Origin of the sequence: Bartonella phoceensis (genome assembly GCF_902825145.1) — a bacterium.
Lineage (GTDB): Bacteria > Pseudomonadota > Alphaproteobacteria > Rhizobiales > Rhizobiaceae > Bartonella > Bartonella phoceensis.
Map to the genome: position 1 here is coordinate 109,462 of NZ_CADEAD010000004.1, position 24,714 is coordinate 134,175.

General features: G+C 37.4%; 19 protein-coding genes, 3 tRNA genes and 1 pseudogene. 16 read left to right on the forward strand and 7 right to left on the reverse strand.

Annotated features, from left to right (window positions below; translation table 11 throughout):
• The first annotated feature begins 147 nt into the window (after positions 1–147).
• The 3 genes from J7R07_RS05895 to J7R07_RS05905 all read left to right on the forward strand — a co-directional run bounded on the left by J7R07_RS05895 (position 148) and on the right by J7R07_RS05905 (position 4,294).
• Positions 148–2,523, forward strand: a complete 2,376-nt coding sequence (locus J7R07_RS05895; protein WP_208435960.1) for a mechanosensitive ion channel family protein — start codon at positions 148–150, stop codon at positions 2,521–2,523.
• Positions 2,517–2,789 carry a hypothetical protein gene (locus J7R07_RS05900; RefSeq protein WP_208435961.1) on the forward strand — a complete coding sequence of 91 codons (273 nt, stop codon included), beginning with the start codon at positions 2,517–2,519 and terminating at the stop codon, positions 2,787–2,789. The genes J7R07_RS05895 and J7R07_RS05900 overlap by 7 nt, the downstream gene beginning before the upstream one ends.
• A gap of 629 nt (positions 2,790–3,418) precedes the next feature.
• The gene (locus tag J7R07_RS05905; RefSeq protein ID WP_208435962.1) at positions 3,419–4,294 is read left to right on the forward strand and encodes an outer membrane protein; all 876 of its coding nucleotides are present in this window, start codon (positions 3,419–3,421) and stop codon (positions 4,292–4,294) included.
• A 331-nt stretch (positions 4,295–4,625) separates the two neighbouring features.
• Here J7R07_RS05905 and J7R07_RS05910 read toward each other — a convergent pair.
• Positions 4,626–4,711 (reverse strand) — tRNA-Leu (locus J7R07_RS05910).
• A 156-nt stretch (positions 4,712–4,867) separates the two neighbouring features.
• Here J7R07_RS05910 and ilvA point away from each other — a divergent pair.
• The 3 genes from ilvA to J7R07_RS05925 all read left to right on the forward strand — a co-directional run bounded on the left by ilvA (position 4,868) and on the right by J7R07_RS05925 (position 8,385).
• Positions 4,868–6,145, forward strand: a complete 1,278-nt coding sequence (ilvA, locus tag J7R07_RS05915; RefSeq protein WP_208435963.1) for a threonine ammonia-lyase IlvA — start codon at positions 4,868–4,870, stop codon at positions 6,143–6,145.
• 37 nt (positions 6,146–6,182) lie between these two features.
• Positions 6,183–6,713, forward strand: a complete 531-nt coding sequence (locus J7R07_RS05920) for a hypothetical protein (protein WP_208435964.1) — start codon at positions 6,183–6,185, stop codon at positions 6,711–6,713.
• 292 nt (positions 6,714–7,005) lie between these two features.
• Positions 7,006–8,385, forward strand: coding sequence for a DEAD/DEAH box helicase (locus J7R07_RS05925; protein ID WP_208435965.1), 1,380 nt, complete (start codon positions 7,006–7,008; stop codon positions 8,383–8,385).
• Positions 8,386–9,133: 748 nt separating this feature from the next.
• On the opposite strand, the gene J7R07_RS05930 is transcribed toward J7R07_RS05925, so the two are convergent.
• Positions 9,134–9,208, reverse strand: a tRNA-Asn gene (locus J7R07_RS05930).
• Between the two features lie 185 nt (positions 9,209–9,393).
• Between J7R07_RS05930 and J7R07_RS05935 the strand changes: the two genes are divergently transcribed.
• The 6 genes and pseudogenes from J7R07_RS05935 to J7R07_RS05960 all read left to right on the forward strand — a co-directional run bounded on the left by J7R07_RS05935 (position 9,394) and on the right by J7R07_RS05960 (position 16,765).
• Positions 9,394–9,467: transfer RNA gene (locus J7R07_RS05935), tRNA-Cys, on the forward strand.
• A gap of 211 nt (positions 9,468–9,678) precedes the next feature.
• Positions 9,679–10,353: a protein-L-isoaspartate O-methyltransferase family protein gene (locus J7R07_RS05940; protein ID WP_208435966.1), complete on the forward strand. Its 675-nt coding sequence runs from the start codon at positions 9,679–9,681 to the stop codon at positions 10,351–10,353.
• 33 nt (positions 10,354–10,386) lie between these two features.
• Positions 10,387–11,700 (forward strand): TolC family outer membrane protein, encoded by a 1,314-nt coding sequence (locus J7R07_RS05945; RefSeq protein WP_208435982.1) that lies wholly within the window; start codon positions 10,387–10,389, stop codon positions 11,698–11,700.
• A gap of 242 nt (positions 11,701–11,942) precedes the next feature.
• Complete coding sequence (locus J7R07_RS05950; RefSeq protein WP_208435967.1) at positions 11,943–12,509, forward strand: DUF2497 domain-containing protein; 567 nt, start codon at positions 11,943–11,945, stop codon at positions 12,507–12,509.
• A 141-nt stretch (positions 12,510–12,650) separates the two neighbouring features.
• Positions 12,651–15,374: a valine--tRNA ligase gene (locus J7R07_RS05955; RefSeq protein WP_208435983.1), complete on the forward strand. Its 2,724-nt coding sequence runs from the start codon at positions 12,651–12,653 to the stop codon at positions 15,372–15,374.
• A 598-nt stretch (positions 15,375–15,972) separates the two neighbouring features.
• Positions 15,973–16,765: pseudogene (locus tag J7R07_RS05960) on the forward strand (tetratricopeptide repeat protein).
• 97 nt (positions 16,766–16,862) lie between these two features.
• Here the strand turns inward: J7R07_RS05960 and J7R07_RS05965 are convergent.
• From J7R07_RS05965 to xth, 5 genes are all read right to left on the reverse strand, one after another.
• On the reverse strand, positions 16,863–17,609 hold the full coding sequence (locus J7R07_RS05965; protein WP_281384548.1) for an amino acid ABC transporter ATP-binding protein: 747 nt from the start codon (positions 17,607–17,609) through the stop codon (positions 16,863–16,865).
• Between the two features lie 12 nt (positions 17,610–17,621).
• Positions 17,622–18,338, reverse strand: coding sequence for an amino acid ABC transporter permease (locus J7R07_RS05970; protein ID WP_208435969.1), 717 nt, complete (start codon positions 18,336–18,338; stop codon positions 17,622–17,624).
• Between the two features lie 2 nt (positions 18,339–18,340).
• The gene (locus J7R07_RS05975; protein WP_208435970.1) at positions 18,341–19,093 is read right to left on the reverse strand and encodes an amino acid ABC transporter permease; all 753 of its coding nucleotides are present in this window, start codon (positions 19,091–19,093) and stop codon (positions 18,341–18,343) included.
• A gap of 141 nt (positions 19,094–19,234) precedes the next feature.
• Entirely contained in the window at positions 19,235–20,140 is a 906-nt protein-coding gene (locus J7R07_RS05980) for a transporter substrate-binding domain-containing protein (RefSeq protein ID WP_208435971.1), read from the reverse strand.
• A gap of 124 nt (positions 20,141–20,264) precedes the next feature.
• Positions 20,265–21,047: an exodeoxyribonuclease III gene (xth, locus tag J7R07_RS05985; RefSeq protein WP_208435972.1), complete on the reverse strand. Its 783-nt coding sequence runs from the start codon at positions 21,045–21,047 to the stop codon at positions 20,265–20,267.
• Positions 21,048–21,553: 506 nt separating this feature from the next.
• On the opposite strand from xth, the gene rpsL reads away from it, so the two are divergent.
• The 4 genes from rpsL to J7R07_RS06005 all read left to right on the forward strand — a co-directional run.
• Positions 21,554–21,925 (forward strand): 30S ribosomal protein S12, encoded by a 372-nt coding sequence (gene rpsL / locus J7R07_RS05990; protein WP_006589495.1) that lies wholly within the window; start codon positions 21,554–21,556, stop codon positions 21,923–21,925.
• 18 nt (positions 21,926–21,943) lie between these two features.
• Complete coding sequence (gene rpsG, locus J7R07_RS05995; protein ID WP_208435973.1) at positions 21,944–22,414, forward strand: 30S ribosomal protein S7; 471 nt, start codon at positions 21,944–21,946, stop codon at positions 22,412–22,414.
• 27 nt (positions 22,415–22,441) lie between these two features.
• The gene (gene fusA, locus J7R07_RS06000) at positions 22,442–24,526 is read left to right on the forward strand and encodes an elongation factor G (RefSeq protein WP_208435974.1); all 2,085 of its coding nucleotides are present in this window, start codon (positions 22,442–22,444) and stop codon (positions 24,524–24,526) included.
• A gap of 61 nt (positions 24,527–24,587) precedes the next feature.
• On the forward strand, positions 24,588–24,714 hold a 127-nt coding region (locus J7R07_RS06005), incomplete at its 3' end, for a GTP-binding protein (RefSeq protein WP_234924853.1).

Sequence of the window (24,714 nt, forward strand, 5' to 3'; positions counted from 1 at the left end):
TCACAAAGCTTATTATCACCCTTTATCTTATTATCAGTATTATGGGATAAGGAAAAGCTTTTATAATTCTACAAAAGTTGAAAATATTTGTTCCATACCATATTTTTAAGATGGGGGTAGATTCCTCTTTATACATCTAAGGCAGATATGTATCCATTTTTTAAAAAAAAAATACGCATACTTTTATTTATTTTTGGGATTATTGTTGTATTCAATTCTTGTGCATGGGGGCATCTTGAAACACAAAATACCATCATTAAACGGGGGATTGCTTTTCACTCAATTGATGAGATTATTCAACAACAACAGCACATTATTAAGAATCTTAAACAAAATACAGAAACTTTAGAAAAAGACTTTGAAAAGCAATCAAAAGATCCACGTGCTTTGGTAGAACTGCGGTTACGTGCACAAGATATCAGTAAACGTGCTATAGAAGCAGCGTTTATTTTGCGTGTACCTCTTAATGATATTAATGTACTTCTTGATCAATTAACAGAACTCCATGATGATCTAAAAAATTTGGAAAAAATAGGTGAGGAACGCTCTCATTTGATGGAGAAAAAGGCTGAAATTAATAGTATAGTATTTCGGTTTGAAGAAATATTTTTGGTTACAAATAGAATAGCTGAACTGGCTATTTCTCAATCTCGAGAACTTTTTAAACATACACTTACACACAGGCTTGAGTTTTCGATGTCGATGATTAAACATCTCGTTCGGAAAACGAAAGAAGCTTCCTCGGATTTTCTTTTGTTGTTGAGTTCTTGGTGGAACTTCGCATTTTATTTCAAGTCGTTGCAGCTGATTCTTTCCTTTTTAATTCCATTTTTTGTTGTTGTAGGACTTTCTTATTTTTCTCGCAAAATTTTGACGCATGTACGGAACCATTTTACCAAAGGGAATGAAGAAATATCCTATTTACAATGTTTATCGGTTTCTTTTATTTCAGTTGTTCTTCCTTCGCTTGTATGTATTGTTTGTGTTTATTTCGTATTGTTTTTGTTTCATAATTTTGATATGAATCCAGGAAAGCTCACCACAGTATTTGATATGCTTGGGCGTCAAATTATCTTAGTTTTTTTGATAAATCGTTTAGCAGTTGTTTTTTTATCATCAAATATAAAACAAGTGCATCTTCTCAATGTTACACCGTTGGCGTCGTATCAATTAGTGATTTTGATCACTTTTTTAGGTGGAATTTTGGCATTTGATGCTGTTCTCGATAGTATTTATCAAGTTGTTTCAGCTTCTCTTTCGTTGACAATTGCCAAAAGTTTTATTGCTGTTTTTCTTGTCGCAATACTGTTGTTTATTATTTCATTTGTGCCTTTGCGGTTTAGACGGAGGGCTTCTCAACGTGAAGAGAAAGAATCGCACTTTTGGCCAATTTATATACGTATTCCTCTTATTGTATTGGGAATATTGCTGATTGTGATGATTTTTTTAGGTTATGTTGGTCTAGCACGTTTTATTATGCAGCAAATTATGATGAGTGGGGCATTTTTAGTGCTCATGTATTTGGGAATACGAAGTGCTCAGGTGCTTGGAACAAAAGGCCAATTTATGAAAACAAGCCTTGGTCATACTTTGATGCAATGGTTGCATCTAGAAGAGAAGACAATGAATCAATTGGGGGGTATTCTGAGTATTTTCCTCAACTTTATCGTGGTTATTTTTTGTGCAATGCCAATTGCTGTACAATTTGGATTCCCGTATTCTGATTTAAAAACAGTGTTGTGGCGGTTAATAACTGGTTTTCAAATTGGAAATGTAGTCATTTCTTTAACTTCTCTTGTAACTGGGATTGTTGCTTTTTTTATTTGCTGGTTTCTTATCCGCCGCCTTATCGCTTGGCTAGATGAAACAGTGTTAGAATATGGAGAATTCGATTCTGGTGTACGTAATTCTATCAAAACGGTTATAGGTTATGGTGGTATTGTTGTGTCGGCTTTGATAGGATTATCAATGGCAGGCTTAGATCTCAGAAATTTTGCGCTTATTGCTGGTGGGCTTTCACTTGGTATAGGTTTTGGATTGCAAAATATTGTTCAAAATTTTGTATCTGGGCTTATTATTTTGATTGGGAGACCGTTTAAACTTGGGGATTATGTGGAATCTGGATCAGTAGGTGGTATTGTTAAACGTATCAGTGTGCGTGCAACGGAGCTTGAAACATTTCAGCGTAAGACGGTTATTATTCCTAACTCAAGCCTCATTAATAATAACGTCAGTAATTGGACTCGTCGTAGCAAAATGGGGCGGGTTGATATCCCTGTTGCTGTTTCTTCCAATATTGCTCCAGAACGTGTTGTTGAGATTTTGCTAGAGATTTCTTCTACTACAGAAGGGATTTTAAAAAATCCTGCACCTCAGGTGAGTTTTACTGCATTTGATAGTAAAAAATTTTCCTTTAATTTAGCTATCTATGTGCCTAACATCACCTCACCTTCTAAGGTGACCAATGCTCTTCGCTTTGTATTATATAAACGCTTTGTTGAGGAAGGAATCCTGGAATGCTAAAATGTATTCATGTTTTTGTAATAACCGTGCTGTTGAATATTTTAACCGCGGCAGTTTTTGCAGCAACTGTGAAAAATACTGACTTAAAGGTACAAGCTCTCATCGTCGTTGAAGGGAGTGCACCTTTAAATATCTCGTTGAATACTCATCAAATCGTTACAGTTTGTACGAAGGGGTGTTTTATCACTTTTCCTAATAAAGACCGTTTTGCAATAAAGGCGGAAGATAATATAGAAATCAGTAAAGGTAGAGCAATTTTTAAGTAGAATGGTTTAAGATTTTTGTTAATTAGGTAAAATTTGGAAGGACCATGATATTGCTTTGTGCTCATTGAAATAGTACGATTAAAGAATGGAAAGCCAAAAAGAGATGATTTTTTGGTAAAATAGTGAGATTTTCAAATATACACATATTTTGAAATATGTGTTCTAAGTTGATAGTTTTTAGATTCTCCTATGATATTTTTGGTATTTTGTATCAATAAAAAAGTAAATTAATATAAAATATCATTATAAATGAATAATATTTAATAGAAGTGCTTTTTTAAAAATCATCTGTATCATTTCAGAAACTTCCTCAAGTAAACAGACTATTGAATGATCCAGTATATAGCTTTTGAAGCAATAATTTAGATGAGAAAATATCATGCTTATTTTTATAAAATAAAGGATAAGAGGTTCTTTGTTATATTTATTTGACTCTTATGCATTGATTCTTTCTAATATTTTAAAAGTAATTAAAATTTATTTGCTAATCTTAAATTTTGATGTAATGATAAGCTTAAATGTATCTATAAAGGAGTAGATGTTTTTTTGCAGCATAAGATTTTATAACAGTTTGTTTTTCTCGATGTGATTTTTGATTATATTTAGATTTAGCAGTGGGGTATAATTTTATGAATACAAGATTTATAACAGCTTCCATTTTTGCTTTTGTTTCATCTTCTATAGTACAGGCAGCAGATGTGGTTGTACCTGAAGAGCCGACGCACGTTGCTTCGGCAGTTATTACTTCTCCACCTTTTTCTTGGGTAGGTTTTTATTTGGGAGGTCAAGTTGGTAGATTCTCAAGTAAAACTTCTGCTATAGCACCTGATGTTGATATTCCCCTCTATCCCGATGAGGAAGCTAGAAAAAAGAAATGGGTACCAGTCGATCAAAAGTATATGCCTAAACTTTCAGGGTTTATAGGTGGTGTTTATGCTGGTGCTAATTTTGATCTCGGTAATAATTTTATTTTGGGGATTGATACGGATATAATTTTCACGGATCGAAAGGATATAAAGACTGCTGCCTTCACAGAATCCGATACTGATGAAAATGGAGGAGATCCCAACAATAAAAAAGTAAGGGTAGGTAAGGGTGGCAAACTTTCTCGGCCAGGTGTAATAGGTGAAGAAGATACAGAAGAAAATCGTTTGGCATTTAGCCATACTTTTAAACAAAAATGGGAAGGTGCCACACGGATGCGCATTGGTTTTTCTGCGGGCCGTTTATTGCCTTATATCGCTGGTGGTGTTGCTTATGGGCAGTTTCAGGACGTTTTGTCGATTTCACTTACGGGAGATGAAATCTTTAATAAAACGTCAGATGTTACAAACTCTATGATTGGTTATACGCTGGGTGGCGGTGTTGATTTTGCAGTGACAGACAATATCATTATGCGCGCAGAATATCGTTACTCAGATTTTGGTAAAAAGAAATTCAAAGACGAAATTGAAATTAAATATAAGACGAATGACTTTCGTGCTGGCATAGCGTACAAGTTCTAATTTGTATGAGATAAAGTAGCTTAAGAGGCTCTATTTTGATAGGGCCTTTATTTTTTTATTATACATTGTAAATATTATTTTATGATAGAATAAATCATTAACTTCGAATGATTTTATAAGATTAAGAAGAGCTTCCCAAATTTCTTTTGCTGAAAAGAAAGCTTTTTTTGGATTATAAGGTAGCACTTAATACGCAACTAAAAAAGATATGATTCGCCCTTCGTATAATCAAAATTCCATTTGAATACATTATAATAGGGCTAAAAAAAGTAATCTGAAAGATTATTATCGTAACTTAAACAATTGGAAAATAAGGAAAAATCTACATAAATGGTGCGGACGGCGGGACTTGAACCCGCAAGGTCTTAGACCGGCAGATTTTAAGTCTGCTATGTTTACCGTTTTCATCACGTCCGCGATAAGAGCTCTCTCATAAGCTATATCTTTTATTGAATCAAGAATTAATGATAAGAGAGAAACTTTTCATTTTTCAATGAAATTTTGACTGACAATAGTTGTCTTTACAGATAGAAAATAAAAAAAGAGCTTTAATAATTATGAACAAAGCATGAAATGATTGGTGTTATGCGTAAATTTATTCAAGACGTAACTGAAGCTATGGAAGCTTTGCATCATGTGTTTGCTGAAACACCACTTCAAAGAAATGATTTTCTTAGTCAAAAATATGATGCAGAAATTTATTTGAAACGTGAAGATTTAACACCGGTACGATCTTATAAAATTCGCGGTGCTTTCAATTTTGTTTCGAAAATGCTTGGTGAGGTTCCTTCGGATGCTGCATTTATTTGTGCATCCGCGGGAAATCATGCGCAAGGTGTCTCTTTTGTTTGTCGCTATTTTGAACGTAAAGGTGTGATTTTTATGCCTGTGACGACTCCACAACAAAAAATTGATAAGACACGTATTTTTGGCAAAGAGTTTGTGGATATCCGTTTAGTCGGTGAGACATTTGATCAATGTTATGCGGCCGCGCGATCTTTTGCTATAGAGAGTGGAGGGGTGATGGCACCACCTTTTGACAATATTCATATTATTACGGGGCAGGCGACAGTTCTATGTGAAGCTGTGTTACAATGGAAAAAACTCAATGGCGAGCGCGAGCCAGATTTAATGATTGTACCTGTAGGTGGTGGTGGTTTGGCGAGTGGTGTGAGTAAGTTTTTACGAGAATATGGTTGGAAGACGGAACTTCGTTTTGCTGAGCCGCAGAGAGCCGCAAGTTTGCGCGTTTGTTTAGAGAGTGGAAAACGTGTCAAACTTGAAAATATCGATACATTCATAGATGGTGCTGCTGTAGCCGAAATTGGTGCGTTAAATTACACAATACTGAAGCAATTTTCGCCCGATTCTGTTATTACAGTTCCTGAAAATCGTGTTTGTTCTACAATGGTTGAAATGCTTAATGTTGAAGGTGTGGTTCTTGAACCAGCGGGTGCTTTATCCATTGATGCTCTTAACAGTATTTCTCCTCAAGAGTTGAAAGGTAAAAAAATTCTTCTCATTATTTCAGGCGGTAATTTTGATTTTGAGCGTTTGCCGGATATTAAGGAGCGTTCTCTACGTTTTCAGGGTTTGAGAAAGTATTTTATTTTTAGTTTTCCGCAACACCCTGGTGCATTGCGGAGTTTTCTTGCTACATTATCACCAGATGATGATATTGTGCGCTTTGAGTATCTTAAAAAATCAGCTAGAAGCTTTGGCTCTGTGTTGATTGCAATTGAAACAAAGAAATACGATAACTTTTGTATCTTAGAGCAAAATTTTCAAGCTTTAGGTTGGCGCTATCGTGATATTACCGATGATCAAACATTGTTTGATTTTGTCATTTAAGAAGCAGAAATTTTTGCTATAATGAAAGATAATAAAAATGAAATCTGTTTTTTATTTTTTACTAAGTCTCTTTTTGCTTGTAAGTGTTGATAAGCAGAGTTTAGCATCTGAGCCATCGACAACACAAAAAGCTGAACTTTTAAGATTAGTGGTTGATATTAATAACGCTATAAAAAATAGGAATTTTGCGCTTATTTCTGCTTATATACCTGATAAGCTTTATAAAGAAATAGGACGCCGATTGAATACGTCAGAAGATAAATTGCGTCATAATTTTCTTGAACAATTGCGTGCTCAATTTGAGAGTTTGCCTGCTGATGCCTATTATTTAGATGCAACAGACATAGAATATTCGCAAACCGATAAAGGTACTTTTTATGCTTTGATTCCAACGACGCTTGAGACAAAAGATCGCATTATTGAATATAAAACTTTGGCAATTTTTGATAAAACACAATGGTATTTAATCTATGGTGGTCAGAAAACCGTACAAAATCCAGTTTTTTTGGAAACTTATCCTGATTTTAATAAGGTACATTTACCCCTAGCAACAATAATAAAGAAATGAATACTTAATATTTGTTTTTCATAGAAGATACTTTTGCAAAGTTCTTGCTTTTTTATCATAATCCGACGATAATGCCGGGTGAAGGTGTTTAAGCTGGTTAATGAGCTTTTTGTAATGTGAGGTTTATGCGCTTTTACCTTGATTTCAGGGTACTTGTGGGCTATGCAAAATCGCTCTTTCAAGCGTTGCTTTACAAATTTAAAATATCAAGATCTCTTTTGCGCGGATTCTTGAGTAACGGAATTCAGCTTTTTACGTGTTTAAAGTTGTTGGGTTGAGGAAAAATTCTATTTTGAATATAAAAGAAAATATTTTCACAAAGTTGGGTTTATCTGCTCTTTTGGTTAAAAACTTGCTTATTGCTGGTATGAGTAGACCTAAACCTATTCAAGAAAAAGCGATTCCAGTGATGCTGAATGGGTATGATATATTCGGTATTGCACAAACGGGTTCTGGAAAGACCTTGGCATTTGGTTTACCTATTTTGAGTCGGATTTTGGCTTTAGGTGATAAACGTGTTCCTAAAACTGCGCGTGCTTTGATTTTGGCTCCTACACGTGAACTTGCTGTTCAGATTGATGAAACAGTTCGTGCTGTTTCGAAAGGAACGCATCTTTCGACATGTCTTGTTTTTGGCGGAGTATCACGTTTAAAACAAATCAAACGCATAGCAACAGGTGTGGATGTTTTAATAGCAACGCCAGGGCGTTTAAGAGATCTTGTTCGTGAAAAATGCGTTGATCTTTCTCAATCTCATTTTTTAGTTTTGGATGAGGCAGATCGTATGTTAGATATGGGATTTATTAATGATGTACAGCACATCGCAAAGTTTTTGCCTCAAGAGCGTCAGACGGCACTTTTTTCTGCGACAATGCCGAAAGAAATTACTGCACTTGCAAGAGGTTTGCTCAATGATCCAGTAAAACTAGAGGTTGCTCCTCAAGGTTCAACAGCTGTAGAGGTCACGCAAAAATTATATTATGTTTCTACGCATGAAAAAAAGAATGTTTTAAGCCAACTTTTAACAAATCCAGCTCTTACTTCGGTTATTGTTTTTACTCGAACAAAACACGGTGCTGAGGCTGTCACACGCAGCCTAGCAAAGAGAGGATATTCTGTTGCAACAATTCATGGAAATAAATCACAAAGTGCTCGCCAATCTGCCTTAAAAGCTTTTCGTGAAAGAGCGGTACGGGTCCTTGCGGCAACAGATATTGCAGCACGTGGTATTGATATACCAGGAATAAGCCACGTTATTAATTATGATTTACCAGATGAAGCTGAAAGTTATGTCCATCGTATCGGTCGTACAGGACGCAATGGTGCATCTGGTGAAGCACTCACACTTTTTGATGAAGGAGTAGAAAAAATGCGGTTGCGTGCTGTGGAGCGTCTGATTCGTATGCGATTAGTGTGTGGATCTATTCCAGAACAATCTGCGACATTTCCAAAAAAGCTGATTACTCCAGAAAATAGAGAAAAAGAAAATGGTAAGGAATTTCGTTTGAGAAAACTTAAACGTCAGAAACGATTTTTAAAGTGTAAAAATAAAATTGAGCAGTTACAGGATAAAAATTCTTTATATTCAAATGAAAGACATAAAAAAGCAAAAGCAGTAGTGAAACGTGCGAAGTCTTTTCGTTTTCGAAAGTCAGTGAAGAAAGCAGCTTGAGTAAAATATTTAGAAAAAATCAGGTATTAGAAATATTTCTCTCTTTTCAATTGTTTCTAAATTTGAACGGGAAAAAAAAGAAGCACAAAACAATATTTGCTAAAATGAGAGGATCTTTCAAAGATTTTCGTTTTTCAGAAATAGGAACAGTTTGGATGTCTGGTATCGATTAGAGAATATCTTTAAAAAAATTGTTACTTTTAAGTTGGAGAAATGGTTTTAAAAGTTCTATCCTCTTATATTTATCTGGTGCATCGCGGTTAGAAAAGCCTTCTTCATTTCCTTCCAACTGAGCTAAAGTTATATCCTGGTGCATTTGGAGATATATCGTTGGACTTTATCTTTATTCAATACGTACTGCAACTAAAAAACAAAACACAACGTAACGTTTGCTTACATTTGTTATGAGACTATTTAGATTAGATAAAATTCAAGCTTAAGACTCCAATTCGTCTCATAGCTTTTTGAGCTGCAAGGAGCTTTTTTGTTATATCGATCGTATGGCGGATAGTCTCTAATGATATACCTTTAACTCTTTACTCATTGATTCGTTTAGTTATAAACTCTCGATTCTTTATAACAATCCTTTACAAAATCTAAAAAATTACGAAGGAAAGTTAGCAAAAGAAAACATAACCCACGGGATGGGCTTTAGAAAACCCTACCTCCATCACTACATATTATATAAATTCACAAATCTGACATTTTTAAAAAATATGCAGAAAATCATACGCTATAAAAATATAAGTGGCTCCCCGGGCCGGATTCGAACCAGCGACCAACCGGTTAACAGCCGGTTGCTCTACCGCTGAGCTACCGGGGAACACGATGCCTCATTCACTTGACTCCAAGGGCTATAGCAAAGCAATACTGATTTGCAAAGGATAAAATTATTTTTTTTAAAAAAATATTATAAATTTCAGAAGAGGAAAAAAGAATAAGAAAGATTTCTAGGCCTTGACGGATGCATTACCTTCCCTTATTGACACCTTCTATGTTTATTAATGAGGCCTCGTGGCGGAATGGTTACGCAGAGGACTGCAAATCCTTGTATCCCGGTTCGATTCCGGGCGAGGCCTCCAGAAAATTTAAAAAAGAGATGGCTTTTAGGGAAGATATACGCAAGTAAAAAATTCCCTTTCATGGTAAAATGCTTTACCACGAGGAGCAGTGTAGCTAGAATCTAATTGTTGACTGTAGCGTACTTTTTTGTAACACCCGCAGTAAAAGATTTTAGGTCCTCATTATCACCTTTTTTATGATTCTTATTATATGTGGGAGAAAAGGGTTGTTATGGTTGTGGATTTTGCAGAGCTTCGTCGCAAAATGGTTGACAATCAAATTCGTACGGTAGACGTAACGAATTTATCAGTTCTTGAAGCATTTTTAACAGTACCACGTGAAGACTTTATACCAGAAGAGATGAAAGCTTTAAGTTATCTTGATGCCGATATTGTCATACATCCAGCGCAAGATGGGATATCTGCGTACTATTCTATGAGACCTGCCTCTTTGGCGAAATTATTACAACTTTCAGCTGTAAAATCCTCAGATATTGTTTTAGATGTTGGTATAAATAGTGGGTATTGTACAGCATTGCTTTCAAAACTTGCGAGATCTGTAATTGCATTAGAAAGTAATAAAACTCTTTCAGAGTGCGCAACTGAGATTTTAGAACGTCATCAATGTGATAATGTGGTTGTGGTTCATGGGCCATTAGAGCAGGGATATGCAGTTGAAGGGCCTTATGATTTGATTTTTATTGAGGGGGCTGTTGATTTTATCCCGGAGAGTCTCTTTAATCAAATAAAAGACGGAGGACGTCTTATTGCCGTTGAAGGACATGGTAATTCTGGTATTGCACGAATCTATGTAAAAGAAGATGGAGTTATTGCAGTGCGTCGTGCTTTTAATCTTGCTGTAAAACCACTTCCTAGCTTTTTGAAAACACCTGATTTTATATTTTAGTGTTTGTTTTGTTTGTAAATAAAAGATAATTTTATAACTAATGTGGGGTTTGTTATTGTGTTCGAAGTAAACAGAAAATTTCAGGTGTGTTTGTTGCTGGTTTTGAGTATTTTTTCAGGGTCGGTTTGTGCAGAAACATTGATGGATGCCTTTACTAAAGCTTATGTAAATAATGCGAAATTGAATAGTGAACGTGCTGCTGTGCGTATATCAAGTGATGATGTAGTCATTGCGCGGTCGGGGCTTTTGCCGCAAATTGAAGGTGTTGGAAACTATGGGCGGAATAAGTCCATGACAGGTTCTTATATCACTTCTGGGTCTATAGGATTAAAATTAAATCAAAGATTATTTGATGGTTTTATCACACAAAATATGTTTTCTTCAGCTCAGGTTAAGTTGCAAGCACAGCGTGAATATCTTCGAAATGCTGAGCAAAATACGTTTCTTGATGCTGTAACAGCCTATGCGAATGTCTATCAGGCGCGCCGTATTGCTGATCTTCGTAGAGAGAATTTGGCTGCTCTTGAAGAGCAAGTTCGTTCGAATAAAGCAAAATTTGATGTAGGAGAGGGAGATCGTGTTGATCTTTCGCAAGCGCAAGCTGCCCGTTCTGTAGCTATTTCAGAACTGAGTTTGGCACGTGCTGATGTAAAAGCAGCAGAGGCAGTTTATCGACAAGTTATTGGTTCTGATCCTGAAAAATTAACACATCCACCAGTAGCGAAAGATTTGCCGGTTAATCTTGATGCTGCTTACCAGATGAGTGTTGTGCTGCATCCGGCAATTCTTTACGCAAAATATTTGGTTGATGCTAATCTTTACAATGTAAAAGCGAAAGAAGGGGCGTTGCTTCCTAAAGTTGATTTTTCTGCCTCAGTGTCTTATAATCGGGTTTACAGTAGTGCTGGGGAGGATGGAGTTTCTAAATCAATAGGGTTGTCAGTGAGTGTGCCGATTTTTGAAGGGGGGCGTACCTCTGCTCAGATTCGTCAATCCAGGGAACAGCTTGGGCAGGCGTATCTTCAGCTTGATTTAGCTCGTAGTAACATAAGACAGTCACTTACTTCTGCTTGGTTTCAGTTAGAAGCTGCACGCGCATCTGTTGTTGCTTATCGTGAGAGTGTGCGTGCTGCTGAAATCGCTTTTAAGGGTCGTATTCAGGAGAATCGTGTTGGGCAGGCGACAACTTTAGATGTTTTAAATTCTCGAACCCAGTTAATTAATGCGCAAATTGCTCTTGCGGTGGCAGAACGTAATGCTGTTGTTGCAAGCTATAGTGTTCAATCTTCCGTTGGTAAATTGACTGCAGATTATTTAGGTTTGAAAACGATTAAATATATCCGATAATGTATAGAAGTGGTTCTTGAATCTGGCAAAGGATTTTCGTTTTTAAAAAATCAATAAGCTAATAGTTGATAGGAACTGTAATGTTTCAATGTTATTTTATAAATAAAGAAAATTGTGTGTAGTCCCTTTTCGTGACAATTACGTTTGAAAATATAGTGGGAGGTATGTTGATCTTATAATTCTTTTGCTTACACTAAAAATATGATTCTGTTTGTTATTGCGTCTTTGAGAGGTTTTTAAGTATGGTACAGAGTTCAAGCGTGTTACGTGAGCCGAGTATGGATGAAATTTTGACATCTATTCGTGAGATAATCGAAGAAAATGCAGTTCAATCTGATCACTTTTTAAATGAAGGTGTTGCGGTGAATGCCTCTGCAGATCGTTCAACAGTAGTGTCAGAAGGTGTCTGTGATACGACCTTATCTGTGGATGATGCCATGAAGGCTTTGGCCGATCGTATTGGTCTTTCTTCTGAAAACCAGGATTTTTCTTCAGTGCAAGAGAAAGAGTATATAGAGGTAGAGAATAATGTGATCGGGACGGATGTGCGAAAAATGAATCTTTCTTCTGAGGAACAGGTTTCTGTCCATAAAATGGAAGAATATGGTGATGAGGTTCGTGTTCCGCAATCAGAAAATACGGCTTCTGCTCGTATAGAGTTATCTGAATATTGTATTTCTTCTGCGGAGAAGATTGCGAAGGATATCTTGCGTCCGGCTATAGCAGAGTGGCTACGGTGTAAATTACCTATTTTGCTTGAAAATATTTTACGTGAAGAGATTGTTAAGGCAATTAAAAAGTCATCTTAATAATTTATTTTTTTTATTTTATGTGAGGGTGGTTGCATTTGCAGTTTTGTAGCTGCAGTATAAATGGATGGGGTGTGCAGAGAATATGATCTACGTTTTGATCATATGTTGCATTTTTCAGCGGCGTTATGGATGGATAGAATGTTAGAGAAAAACTATGATGCTGCTTCCATAGAGCAACGGGTTGCAAAGAGATGGGAGGCTCGTGGTGCTTTTAAAGCGGGAGTGGGTTCAAAAAATGATGCAGAGCCTTTTTGTGTTATGCTTCCGCCTCCCAATGTTACAGGCTCACTTCATATGGGCCATGCACTGAATACGACAATTCAAGATATTGTAGTTCGTTTTCAGCGGATGCGTGGCAAGAATGTTTTATGGCAACCTGGCATGGATCATGCAGGGATTGCTACGCAGATGGTTGTAGAGCGTCAACTTGCAGAGCGCCAAGAGCCAACACGTCAAGAGATGGGGAGAGAAAAATTTATTGAACGTGTTTGGGAATGGCGTCACAAAACTGGAGGAATTATTGCAAACCAGCTACGCCGTCTTGGTGTTTCATGTGATTGGTCGCGTGAGCGATTTACGATGGATGAAGGTTTATCCCGGGCTGTTCGTGAAGTCTTTGTCACGCTTTATAAGCAAGGGCTGATATATAGGGATAAACGTTTGGTTAACTGGGATCCTAAGTTATTAACGGCTATTTCGGATCTTGAAGTGGAGCAAAAAGAAATCAAAGGCCGTTTATGGCACTTTAGGTATCCGCTTGAAGGTAAAGTTTTTGATCCAAATGATGCTACAACTTTTATAACAGTAGCGACAACACGTCCTGAGACAATGCTTGGTGATACAGGAATTGCGGTTAATCCTGACGATGATCGTTATAAAAGTCTTATAGGATACAATGCTGTTTTGCCGCTTGTTGGTCGTAGATTATTGATCGTTGGTGATTCTTACGCAGATCCTGATGCAGGGAGTGGTGCTGTTAAAATTACACCAGCGCATGACTTTAATGATTTTGAAGTAGGGCAGCGCAACAATCTGCGTTTGATCAATATTTTTACGGAAAAGGCTGAGATTTTTCTCCGTGAGAATGAAGCATTTTTTGATGGTTTAATTTTATCCGATGAATTAAAAATACTGGTAGAAACTCTTGATCAATCTGATCGTTTTTTCGCGCGCGATCGAATTGTTTCTTTGATGGAAGAAAGGGGATATTTAGCAGCTGTTGATGATCATCCACATACTGTTCCTCATGGGGATCGTAGTGGGGTGCCTATTGAACCATTCTTAACAGATCAGTGGTATGTCCATGCTGCGGAATTAGCTAAGCCAGCGATAGAAGCTGTTCATCAAGGGAAGATGCAATTTGTTCCCGATAGTTGGAAGAAAACTTATTTCAATTGGATGCAAAATATTCAACCTTGGTGTATTTCACGCCAATTGTGGTGGGGGCATCAGATCCCAGCTTGGTATGGTCCTGATGGCACGGTTTTTGTTGAAAAAACTGAAAAAGAGGCTTTAGCTTCGGCTTTCTCTCATTATGGTGAGGTGGTTGAATTAACCCGTGATCAAGATGTTCTAGATACATGGTTTTCATCCGCTCTTTGGCCCTTTTCAACACTAGGTTGGCCAGAAAAAACAGCTGAACTTGCTACTTTTTATCCAACATCTCTATCAGTTACTGGGTTTGATATTATCTTTTTTTGGGTTGCGCGTATGATGATGATGGGGCTTCATTTTATGGGTGAGGTTCCCTTCCCAACGGTTTATGTACATGCTCTTGTCCGAGATCAGAAGGGAGCTAAGATGTCAAAATCGAAAGGGAATATTATTGATCCATTGGAGCTCATTGATCAATATAGCGCGGATGCGCTTCGTTTTACTTTGGCTATTATGGCAGCACAAGGGCGTGATGTAAAACTTGATCCCTCACGCATCGCAGGATATCGTAATTTTGCTACGAAGTTATGGAATGCTACCCGATTTGCACAGATGAACGGTGTTAAGCATGATCCGACTTTTAAGCCAGAAAAAGCAAAACTTGCGCTTAATCGTTGGATTTTAACAGAGTTATCTAAAACTGTTTCGGCAGTGACTGTGGGGATTGAAAATTATAAGTTTAATGAGTCTGCTAACGCACTTTATCGCTTTATTTGGCATATATTATGTGATTGGTATTTGGAACTTCTCAAACCAGTATTTCAAGGTTCAGATGAGGATGCTAAAAATGAAGCTCAGGCATGTACTGCTTGGGTTTTAGATGAGGTTTATAAGCTTCTTCATCCTTTTATGCCTCATATGACGGAGGAATTGTGGTCTCTTACAGAAACACAAGGTATGAAGCGTGAGGATATGCTAGCGTTAATACCATGGCCGGAGGGAATGTTTGCAGACGAAGCTGCTGCTGATGATGTGAATTGGCTTATTGATTTTGTTACTGGCATTCGGTCTGTACGTTTTGAAATGAACATTCCAGCGAGTACACTAGCACCCCTTGTTATTGTAGAGGCCGGGGAATTAACTCAGGAGCGTGTAAAACGTTATGATGCTCTTCTTAGAAGATTAGCACGTGTTGAAACAATTGAGTTTTCTAATAAAGTTCCGGCTATTTCAGCGCAAATGATTTTGGGAGAGGCAATTTTTTGTTTACCATTGGGGCAATTGATTGATTTAGAAGCTGAACGCGCTCGTTTGATGAAAGATATGAGTAAAATTGACCAGGATATTGAGAAAATAGCGATTAAATTAAATAATCCTCAGTTTGTCGCGAATGCAAGACCAGAAATTGTTGAGGTTGAGCGTGATAGAATTGTAGAGTTACGTGCTGCTCAGAAGAAAATATCTGTTGCTTTAGAGCGATTAGCGTGATTGCGGCTTTTTATTCTCTATCCCTTATGGATACCACATTCTGTGGTGCTGCTGTTTTATAGATTGGCTTTCAAGAAAGTCTCTTCCGTCTTTCAATTCATACTCTTAGCGCCATTCATGAATACTATAATGAAAAGTCTACAAAAGCTTCGTCATTTTTGCGTTTAGGAAGTCATAGGATAGCATTGCTATGATATTTCTTTATACTTTCATGCTGTTTAAGAATGCCCTTATATTGAAAAGATTTATGAATGATATGCTTTATCAATTCTAAACTGCTTTTTAGTATCTCTATTTCTCTATTAAGTAGTTTTTTCTATTTCATAATAAAAATATTTGAAGGATGATAATACTATAATATCGAGAGATCTGATACAGAAGATAAAATGATAGTTTACACTTAAAAATCAATTTTTTGTACATAAAAATAAATTCTTCTTTTGATTGAATGTTTTTTGCAATTTCTATTTATTAACCTTTATGTTAAAATTCCAGTATTTAAAGTGTCTTTTTTCTCTTCCTAAAAAGATTTTTTAATTTTTACAAAAAAAATTACAGCAGATTCATGATTAAAATTGAGCTAAGGGGGAGATTTTAGATGCTAAACGTGTGCAAGGCATGGAGAAAAGGCGCGATTGGTATTACTTTAGGTGGGGCTCTTTCGTACTACTTATATGATGAATGTAAATAGTGCACAGAAAGCTATTGATAGTTCATTTTATTTTTGAAACGTGGTATGATTGCTTATAAAAATGGGCAGATAAATCAGGCACTTTCAGTGTTGCGGTGTGCAGCTGATATGGGAAATATTGGTGCAAATTGGGAGCTTGGACATATTTATGCAGAGGGTAATGGTGTTTTTGAAGATGATTATAAGGCATACAATTTTTTGCATATATTGTTGAAAAAGGTGCTGATCTTGGCTCCGAGGATTAAAGCTATGTTTATGATGCATTGGTTGAACTTGCGGGTTATATAAAGAAGGGTATTCTTCAGTTACCTGTAAAACCTAACCCTCCTTATGCTTTCCATCTTTATATGCAGGTTGCGGTGAATTATGGAAATCCTAAAGCGTAGTACTATTTGGGAGAAATATTTTTAGAAGAAAAAGGGAAGAAAAAAAACTTGTACAAGCAGCATGCTGGTTTCAGCTTTCCGCAAGAAAAGGAAATCCTCCTGCTTAGGTGATGCGTAGAAATATGCTGATTCAAGCAGGAGAAATTGTTCGCGGCACAGCAATACTAATAGCAGCCTATGAAAAAACTACAGTGAAAGATCGCAATTGAAACGGCCCTATGCAAGAGCGCACTTTCACCCTTTGGAATGAATTAGAGCGACGTACCGCGATGTCGATGGTCACTGATATCATAAAAAGTCACAATTTTTTTTGAATATTTTATCATAACATGCTTCGATATCTCTAATATGAATTTTAATCTCTTATGTTTGCGTTTACGACAAAGAGAGCTTCTGGCTATAATGCGACAATTAATGACTCAGGATCTTAGACAAAAAATCCTGTGCGCGCGGTGTTCTGGCTTGCGAATCCGAAAAAAACTCTTTGGATGAACAGTCTTCGAGAATTTGCCCTTGATCCATAAAAATAACGCGTTCAGAGACTTTTTGCGCAAACCTCATTTCATGCGTTACACAAATCATCGTCATACCTTCCTCTGCTAAGCTGATCATGACATCTAATACTTCACCTACCATTTCAGGATCTAAGGCAGATGTTGGTTCGTCAAAAAGCATAACAAGCGGATCCATCGTTAAGGCACGAGCGATAGCAACACGTTGTTGCTGACCTCCAGAAAGTTGGCCAGGATATTTATTTTTATGTTCAATAAGTCCAACACGTTCAAGATACAACAAACCACGCTCGAGCGCTTCTTTTTTACTGCGCTTTAAAACTTTGATTTGTGCAATTGTTAAATTTTCTGTAACGGATAAATGTGGGAAAAGCTCGAAGTGCTGAAAGACCATTCCTACGTGACTGCGCAATTTAGGCAGATCCGTTTTCTTTGAATGAACCGGTGTTCCATTAATCCAAATTTCACCTTTCTGAAAAGGGACAAGAGCGTTAATAGTTTTAATAAATGTTGATTTTCCAGAGCCTGACGGTCCACAAACCACAACAACTTCCCCTTTATTAATGTTGGTTGTGCAGTCTTTAAGAACGTTGATTTCGCCATACCAGTTGGAAACATTTTTTATTTTAATCATATGAGTAGACATTTTTCTTTCCTGTTAGCGAATAATGGATATTTTTTTCTGCAGGTATAGGACTATCTGTGACAGTGTAAAACAGATAACAAAATAGAAAATAGCTGCCAAGACATAAGCTTCTTGCTTTACACCAAAATTGTTAGCAACAATATCAAAACCGTTCAATAGGCTATTGCCACTAATTGCATAAACAAGCGTTGTGTCCTGAAAGAGAATAATAATTTGTGTTAAAAAAACCGGTAACATATCTCTAAAAGCTTGGGGAAGAATGACAATGTACATATTTTGCCAATATGTCATTCCAAGAGCTTGTCCTGCATGTTTTTGTCCTTGTGAAATGGAATTTATACCGGCACGCATAATCTCTGCAAAATAAGCGGCTTCAAATGCGGAGAAGGTAATGAGTGCAGATTTATTTGCACCGATTGATATCCCGGTTAGGAACGGTAAAAGCACGAAAAACCATAAGATAACCATAACAAGCGGTATTGAGCGCATGGCGGTTATGTAAATTATTGCAAGCCAAGAGAGCAGTTTCATAGAAGAAAGCCGCATCATTGCTAAGAGAGTGCCGAAAATGAGCCCTAATATCGTTGCAAAGAGGGTTAGGAAAACACTAAAGAGTAAACCCGATAGAATGTAAGAACAAAATATATCAAAAGTAAAAAATGAAAAATCAAAATCTGAAAAATTGAAAGGAGAAGAAAATCCAAACTTAGAGGTTATGAAATTTATCATATTCAGTGATCCTCTGTTTGAAAGTTAGGGATTTTAAGCATTCGTTCAATTATTGTCATAACGATAAATACGAATAAGGCTATAAAAATATAAAGAATTGTAACGATCAGATAGTTTTCATATACATGACTTACTTCTTCGATCGTTTGGTATTGGAATTGCATTAGTTCATTTATTGAAACGGCGAATGCTATAGATGAATTTTTCACAACGCCCATTGCTTCTGAAGTAAGCGGTGGCATGATTGTACGTATAGCACGTGGCAATATGATGTAGCGGTAAATCTGGTAGGTCGTAAATCCTATTGCCATAGCGGCGTAACGCTGTCCGGAAGGAATCGCCTCAATGCCTGAGCGAATTTGCTCTGCAATTCGGGCGGATGTAAAGAATCCTAAGGCACATGTTACTAAGAGAATGGGTGAGAAGTTCATCGCTGGTGGATAAACCTTTGGTACCACAAAATACCATAAAAATACTTGTACAAGCAGAGGAATGTTACGCATGATCTCTACCCAAATACTCCCGGTAGTACGCAATAAACAACGAATCATAGAAGTGTTTGGTAGAGTGCGCATTGTTCCTATAACTATGCCAAAAAATATAGCTAAGATCATTGAAGAAATGGACAAGATTACTGTATTTTTTAAGCCATCAAGGAGTGTATCTAAATAGGTATGACTCACACCAGGGGTTCCAAGGCATCCAACTACGAATGTTTGATTAAGGTCATCTGTACAAAGAAAAGAAAAGTTCATTAATTGATATTTCCTCAATTTAGTAATCTGCAAGACAAAATGATAAAACAGCCATATCTACACATATGCTGAATTTATTAAAAATCGAACCAAAACATAACCACACTCAATTTTCAAAGAGTGTGACTATTCTTTTTTATTCTATAAATTATTTTTTGTGTAATCTTCGCGAGGCTTATTGTTTGGATGTTCCCAAGCATATTGTGTTGCTTTAGATAAGGGAAGGTTAATAATAGTATTAGCAGGCGGAATTGGTTTCATAAACCATTTATCGTAAAGCTTTTTAAGGGATTCATCCTTGATTTGGTGCAAAATACTGTCGTTGATTGCTTGTTCAAAGTTTTTGTCATTTAGGCGGAGCATACAAGCAATGGGTTCAACTGAAAGCACTGTATCAAGGATCACATAATCGGATGGATTTTTCGATTTGGCAATATGCCCAGCAAGAATTGAAGCATCCATAACAAAGGCATCTGCACGGCCAGATTCTAGCAATAAAAAACTATCTCCGTGATCTTTTCCCGTTATAACCTTAAAGTGAATGTTTTTTGCACGTTTATTTTTACGAATGAGTTGAACAGACGTTGCACCAGTGGTGGTTGCAACTGTTTTTTTATTTAAATCAGCAAGAGATTTAATATTAGAATTTTTCTTTACAGCAATGCGAACTTCTTCGACATAAGTGGTATAAGCAAATGCAGCTTCTTTACTACGGGCAATATCATTTGTTGTTGAGCCACATTCAAAATCATAAGTGTTATTTTTCAAGAGAGGAATTCTATTTTGTGAGGTGATGGGAAGATAATGAATTTTGATTGGCTTACCAATTTTTTTTGAAATATCATCAATAATACGTTCTGCCATTTCTGTGTGGAAACCTACATATTTATTATTGCCAAGGGCATAAGCTAGACCTGATGATTGACGGACACCCAGGATAATCTCTCCTGTTTTTTCTATTTTCTCAAGTGTATCATTTCCAGCATGTGCGGTACTTGTCAGCCCAATGGCAGTTGCTGCAATAAAGACTAACAGTGTTTTTTTCATTATATCCTCCATTTATTTACGATTTTTTGCTCTTTTTTACTGTTTAAAGATGTATTATTCTATACAGTTTTATATTCCAGGTGGGAGATTTTTTATCTCAATTCAATCAGGTGTTTTGTGTTCGTTAATTAAAATTAAGGTGAACCCAAACAGGAGTATGGTCCGATGGTTTTTGATATCCTCGTACTTCTTTTTGGCTGTAAGCGCAGATAAGTTGATCAACAGCCTCTGGTGATAAGAGTAAGTGATCAATACGAATCCCGTTATTTTTATGCCATGCATTAGCTTGAAAGTCCCAAAAGCTGAAAGAGGGAGTTTCTGTAACATTACGAATAGCATCATAGAAACCTAAATGAATAATACGCTGGAAAATTTGTCTTGTTTGTGGAAGAAATAAGGCATCATGACTCCACTCCTGAGGATTCTTTGCATCCAGTGGGGTAGGGATAACGTTGTAATCACCAGCTAGGATAAGAGGTTCTTCATACGCAAGCAATGATTTTGCATGTGTATACAATCTCTCCATCCATTCTATTTTGTAAGGATATTTTTCGCTTTTTACAGGGTTTCCGTTTGGTAGATAGAGGGATGCAACACGAATAACGCCTTTACTTGTTGAATAAACGGCTTCTATGTAACGTGTTTGTTCGTCATTGTCATTACCTGGTAATCGGCGGGTAACCTCATCGGGTGTTTTTTTGGAGAGAATCGCAACGCCATTAAAACTTTTTTGTCCGTGTGTTTCTATGTGATAACCTAAGTCTGCAATTGCATCGCGTGGAAAATTCTCATCGGTGCTTTTAATTTCCTGTAAACAGACTATATCGGGCTGATGTTGTTGTAGCCATTGATATAATGTCTCATGCCGCGCTTTTATTCCAGCAATATTCCAGGTGACTATTTTCATGGTGCTTATCTTAAATATTCTTATACAATTTGTTATATCGCTACGTTAAAGTGTTCTATTACTTATTAATATGTTACGGCTCTTTTTTGTTGTGTAGAGAGATGTTAATTACCGGATTTCACTTATCATTTATCAAGAACTTCTGTAAAAGCTAAATTAAAGTATTACAATCTAATTTATTTTTATTTTTAAAAACTTTCTGATGTTTAGTTCTTGACGAATGCATGTGTTCTCGCTATTAAAGGGCATTATAGCTGATGTGAGAGTGATTAGCAGTTTTAATATTGTTCAAAAAATCATTCAAACAGGTTTGATTTTAAAGATTAAAAGCAAATGCCAGTGCAAAAGGCTGTTGCCTTCTCTGCTTGTAATCGGGTAAGCTGTTTGTAGCAGCACTGCCCGATTTTGTGTGTGAGTTTGGGTAGTTGCTCCGATTTTATCGGAAGAGATAAAATAAAAAAGCCCAAAAGGGCAAAACGAACGTAGATTAAAAAGAGGAAGGTTGCATGCCTACTGTAAACCAGTTGATTCGCAAGCCGCGTGTTGTGCCAGTTAAGCGCAACAAGGTTCCTGCCCTTCAGTCGAATCCGCAGAAGCGTGGAGTGTGTACGCGTGTTTATACAACGACACCAAAGAAACCAAATTCTGCACTTCGTAAAGTTGCTAAAATCCGTTTGACAAATGGATTTGAGGTGATCGGTTATATTCCAGGAGAGGGGCATAATCTTCAAGAGCACTCTGTTGTTATGATTCGGGGTGGTCGTGTGAAAGATTTGCCAGGAGTTCGTTATCACATTATTCGTGGTTTACTTGATACACAAGGTGTCAAGAATCGTAAACAGCGTCGTTCAAAATATGGCGCAAAGCGTCCAAAATAATATTGAGAGACAAAGCCCATGTCCCGTCGCCATAGAGCAGAAAAACGTGAAATTAATCCGGATCCTAAATTTGGTGATTTGGTTATTACAAAATTTATGAATGCCATTATGTTTGATGGTAAAAAATCGGTTGCCGAGCGTATTGTTTATGGTGCGCTTGATGTTGTAGAGAAGAAAGTGAAAACAGATCCTGTAGCTCTGTTTCATCAAGCATTAGAAAATGTTGCTCCTCATATTGAGGTTCGTTCGCGTCGCGTTGGTGGTGCTACTTATCAAGTTCCGATTGATGTTCGTCCTGATCGTCGTCTAGCTCTTGCTATCCGCTGGTTGATTTCTGCAGCGCGTGGGCGGAATGAGACGACAATGGTTAGTCGTCTTTCTGGTGAATTGATGGATGCGGCCAATAATCGCGGTTCTGCGGTAAAGAAACGTGAAGATGTGCATCGTATGGCTGAAGCTAATCGTGCTTTTTCTCATTATCGCTGGTAGGCGTGTTTTAAACTTAAGGCAAGTACAATGGCTCGCGAATATAAAATTGAAGATTATCGTAATTTTGGTATTATGGCACACATTGACGCCGGTAAGACCACTATGACTGAGCGTATTTTGTTCTATACGGGTAAAAATCATAAAATTGGTGAGACTCACGATGGTGCTTCTACAATGGACTGGATGGAGCAGGAACAGGAACGCGGTATTACGATTACATCTGCTGCAACAACAACTTTTTGGGAAGGGCGTGATGGTCGTAAGCGGCGTTTTAATATCATTGATACGCCAGGGCATGTTGATTTTACGATTGAGGTTGAGCGTTCTTTGCGTGTTCTTGATGGGGCGATAGCGTTGTTGGATGCGAATGCTGGGGTAGAGCCTCAGACGGAAACTGTTTGGAGGCAGGCTGAGAAATATCGTGTGCCGCGCATGGTTTTTGTGAATAAAATGGATAAAATAGGTGCTGATTTTTACCGTAGTGTGGAGATGGTTGGTTCGCGATTGGGGGCTAAGGCGCTTGTTTTGCAGTTACCAATTGGTGCTGAAAATGATTTTGAAGGTGTCGTTGATCTTGTAGAGATGAAGGCATTGAGATGGGATGGTTCCATTGGTGCTTCAGCGGTTGTGAGTGAAATTCCTTCCGATTTGAAGGAAAAAGCGGAAGAATATCGCGAAAAACTCATTGAGATGGCGGTTGAAGTTGATGAAGCTGCAACAGAAGATTATTTAGAAGGTATAATGCCAACCAATGAGCAGCTTGTTGCTCTCATTCGTAAGGGAACAGTGGAGGTTCAGTTCCATCCTGTTCTTTGTGGAACAGCTTTCAAGAATAAGGGTGTACAGCCGCTTTTGGATGCTGTTGTTTCTTATCTTCCTTCTCCGGTCGATGTTCCTGCGATTAGTGGTATTGATGTAAAGACGGAGTCTGAAACGACGCGTGAGTCTTCAGATGATGCTCCGCTTTCTATGCTCGCTTTTAAGATTATGAATGATCCATTTGTTGGGTCTTTGACTTTTTGTCGTATTTATTCTGGTAGGGTGCAAAGAGGTATTTCTCTTGAGAATACTGTAAAGAGAAAGAAAGAGCGTTTAGGGCGTATGCTTCAGATGCATTCAAATTCTCGTGAAGATATTGAAGAAGCGTTTGCTGGTGATATTGTTGCTTTTGCAGGGCTTAAGGAAACAACGACGGGTGATACTCTTTGCGATCCTTTGAGACCTGTTGTTTTAGAACGGATGGAGTTTCCAGAGCCCGTTATCGAAATTGCGATTGAGCCAAAGACAAAGGCAGATCAGGAAAAAATGGGTATTGCGCTTAATCGTTTGGCTGCTGAAGATCCTTCATTTCGTGTTAAGTCAGATGAGGAATCGGGTCAAACTATTATAGCCGGAATGGGCGAGCTTCATCTTGATATTATTGTTGATCGTATGCGGCGTGAATTTAAGGTTGAAGCGAATATTGGTCAGCCTCAGGTTGCTTATCGTGAATCGATCACAAAAATGGCAGAAATTGATTATACGCATAAGAAGCAATCTGGTGGTGCAGGGCAGTTCGCTCGTGTAAAAATTATTTTTGAGCCTCATGAAGGTGATGATTTCATTTTTGAGTCGAAGATTGTTGGTGGCGCTGTTCCCAAAGAATATATTCCGGGCGTTCAGAAGGGAATTGAGAGCGTTATGGGTTCAGGACCTCTTGCAGGATTTCCTATGCTTGGTGTAAAGGCTACGCTGGTTGATGGCGGATATCACGATGTTGATTCTTCCGTTTTGGCTTTTGAAATTGCTGCTCGTGCTGCTTTCCGTGATGGAGCAAAAAAGGCTGGTGCGCAACTTCTTGAGCCGATCATGAAGGTAGAGGTTGTAACTCCGGAAGATTATGTGGGTGATGTTATTGGTGATCTCAATTCTCGTCGCGGTCAAATTGCAGGAACTGAGGCGCGTGGTATTGCTACGGTTGTAAATGCAATGGTTCCTTTGGCAAATATGTTTGGTTATGTGAATACTCTTCGTTCTATGAGTCAGGGGCGTGCGCAATATACAATGCAGTTTGATCATTACGAGCCTGTTCCTTCAGCTGTTGCTTTGGAGATTCAGAAGAAGTACGCGTGATTTAATTAAGTCATTAATTTTTAACTTAGTCCTTAATTTGGACGGAAAATGGAGAGCTCAAATGGCAAAGAGCAAATTTGAACGTACGAAGCCGCATGTTAACATTGGTACGATTGGTCATGTTGATCATGGGAAGACTTCATTAACAGCAGCGATTACGAAATATTTTGGTGAATTTAAAGCGTATG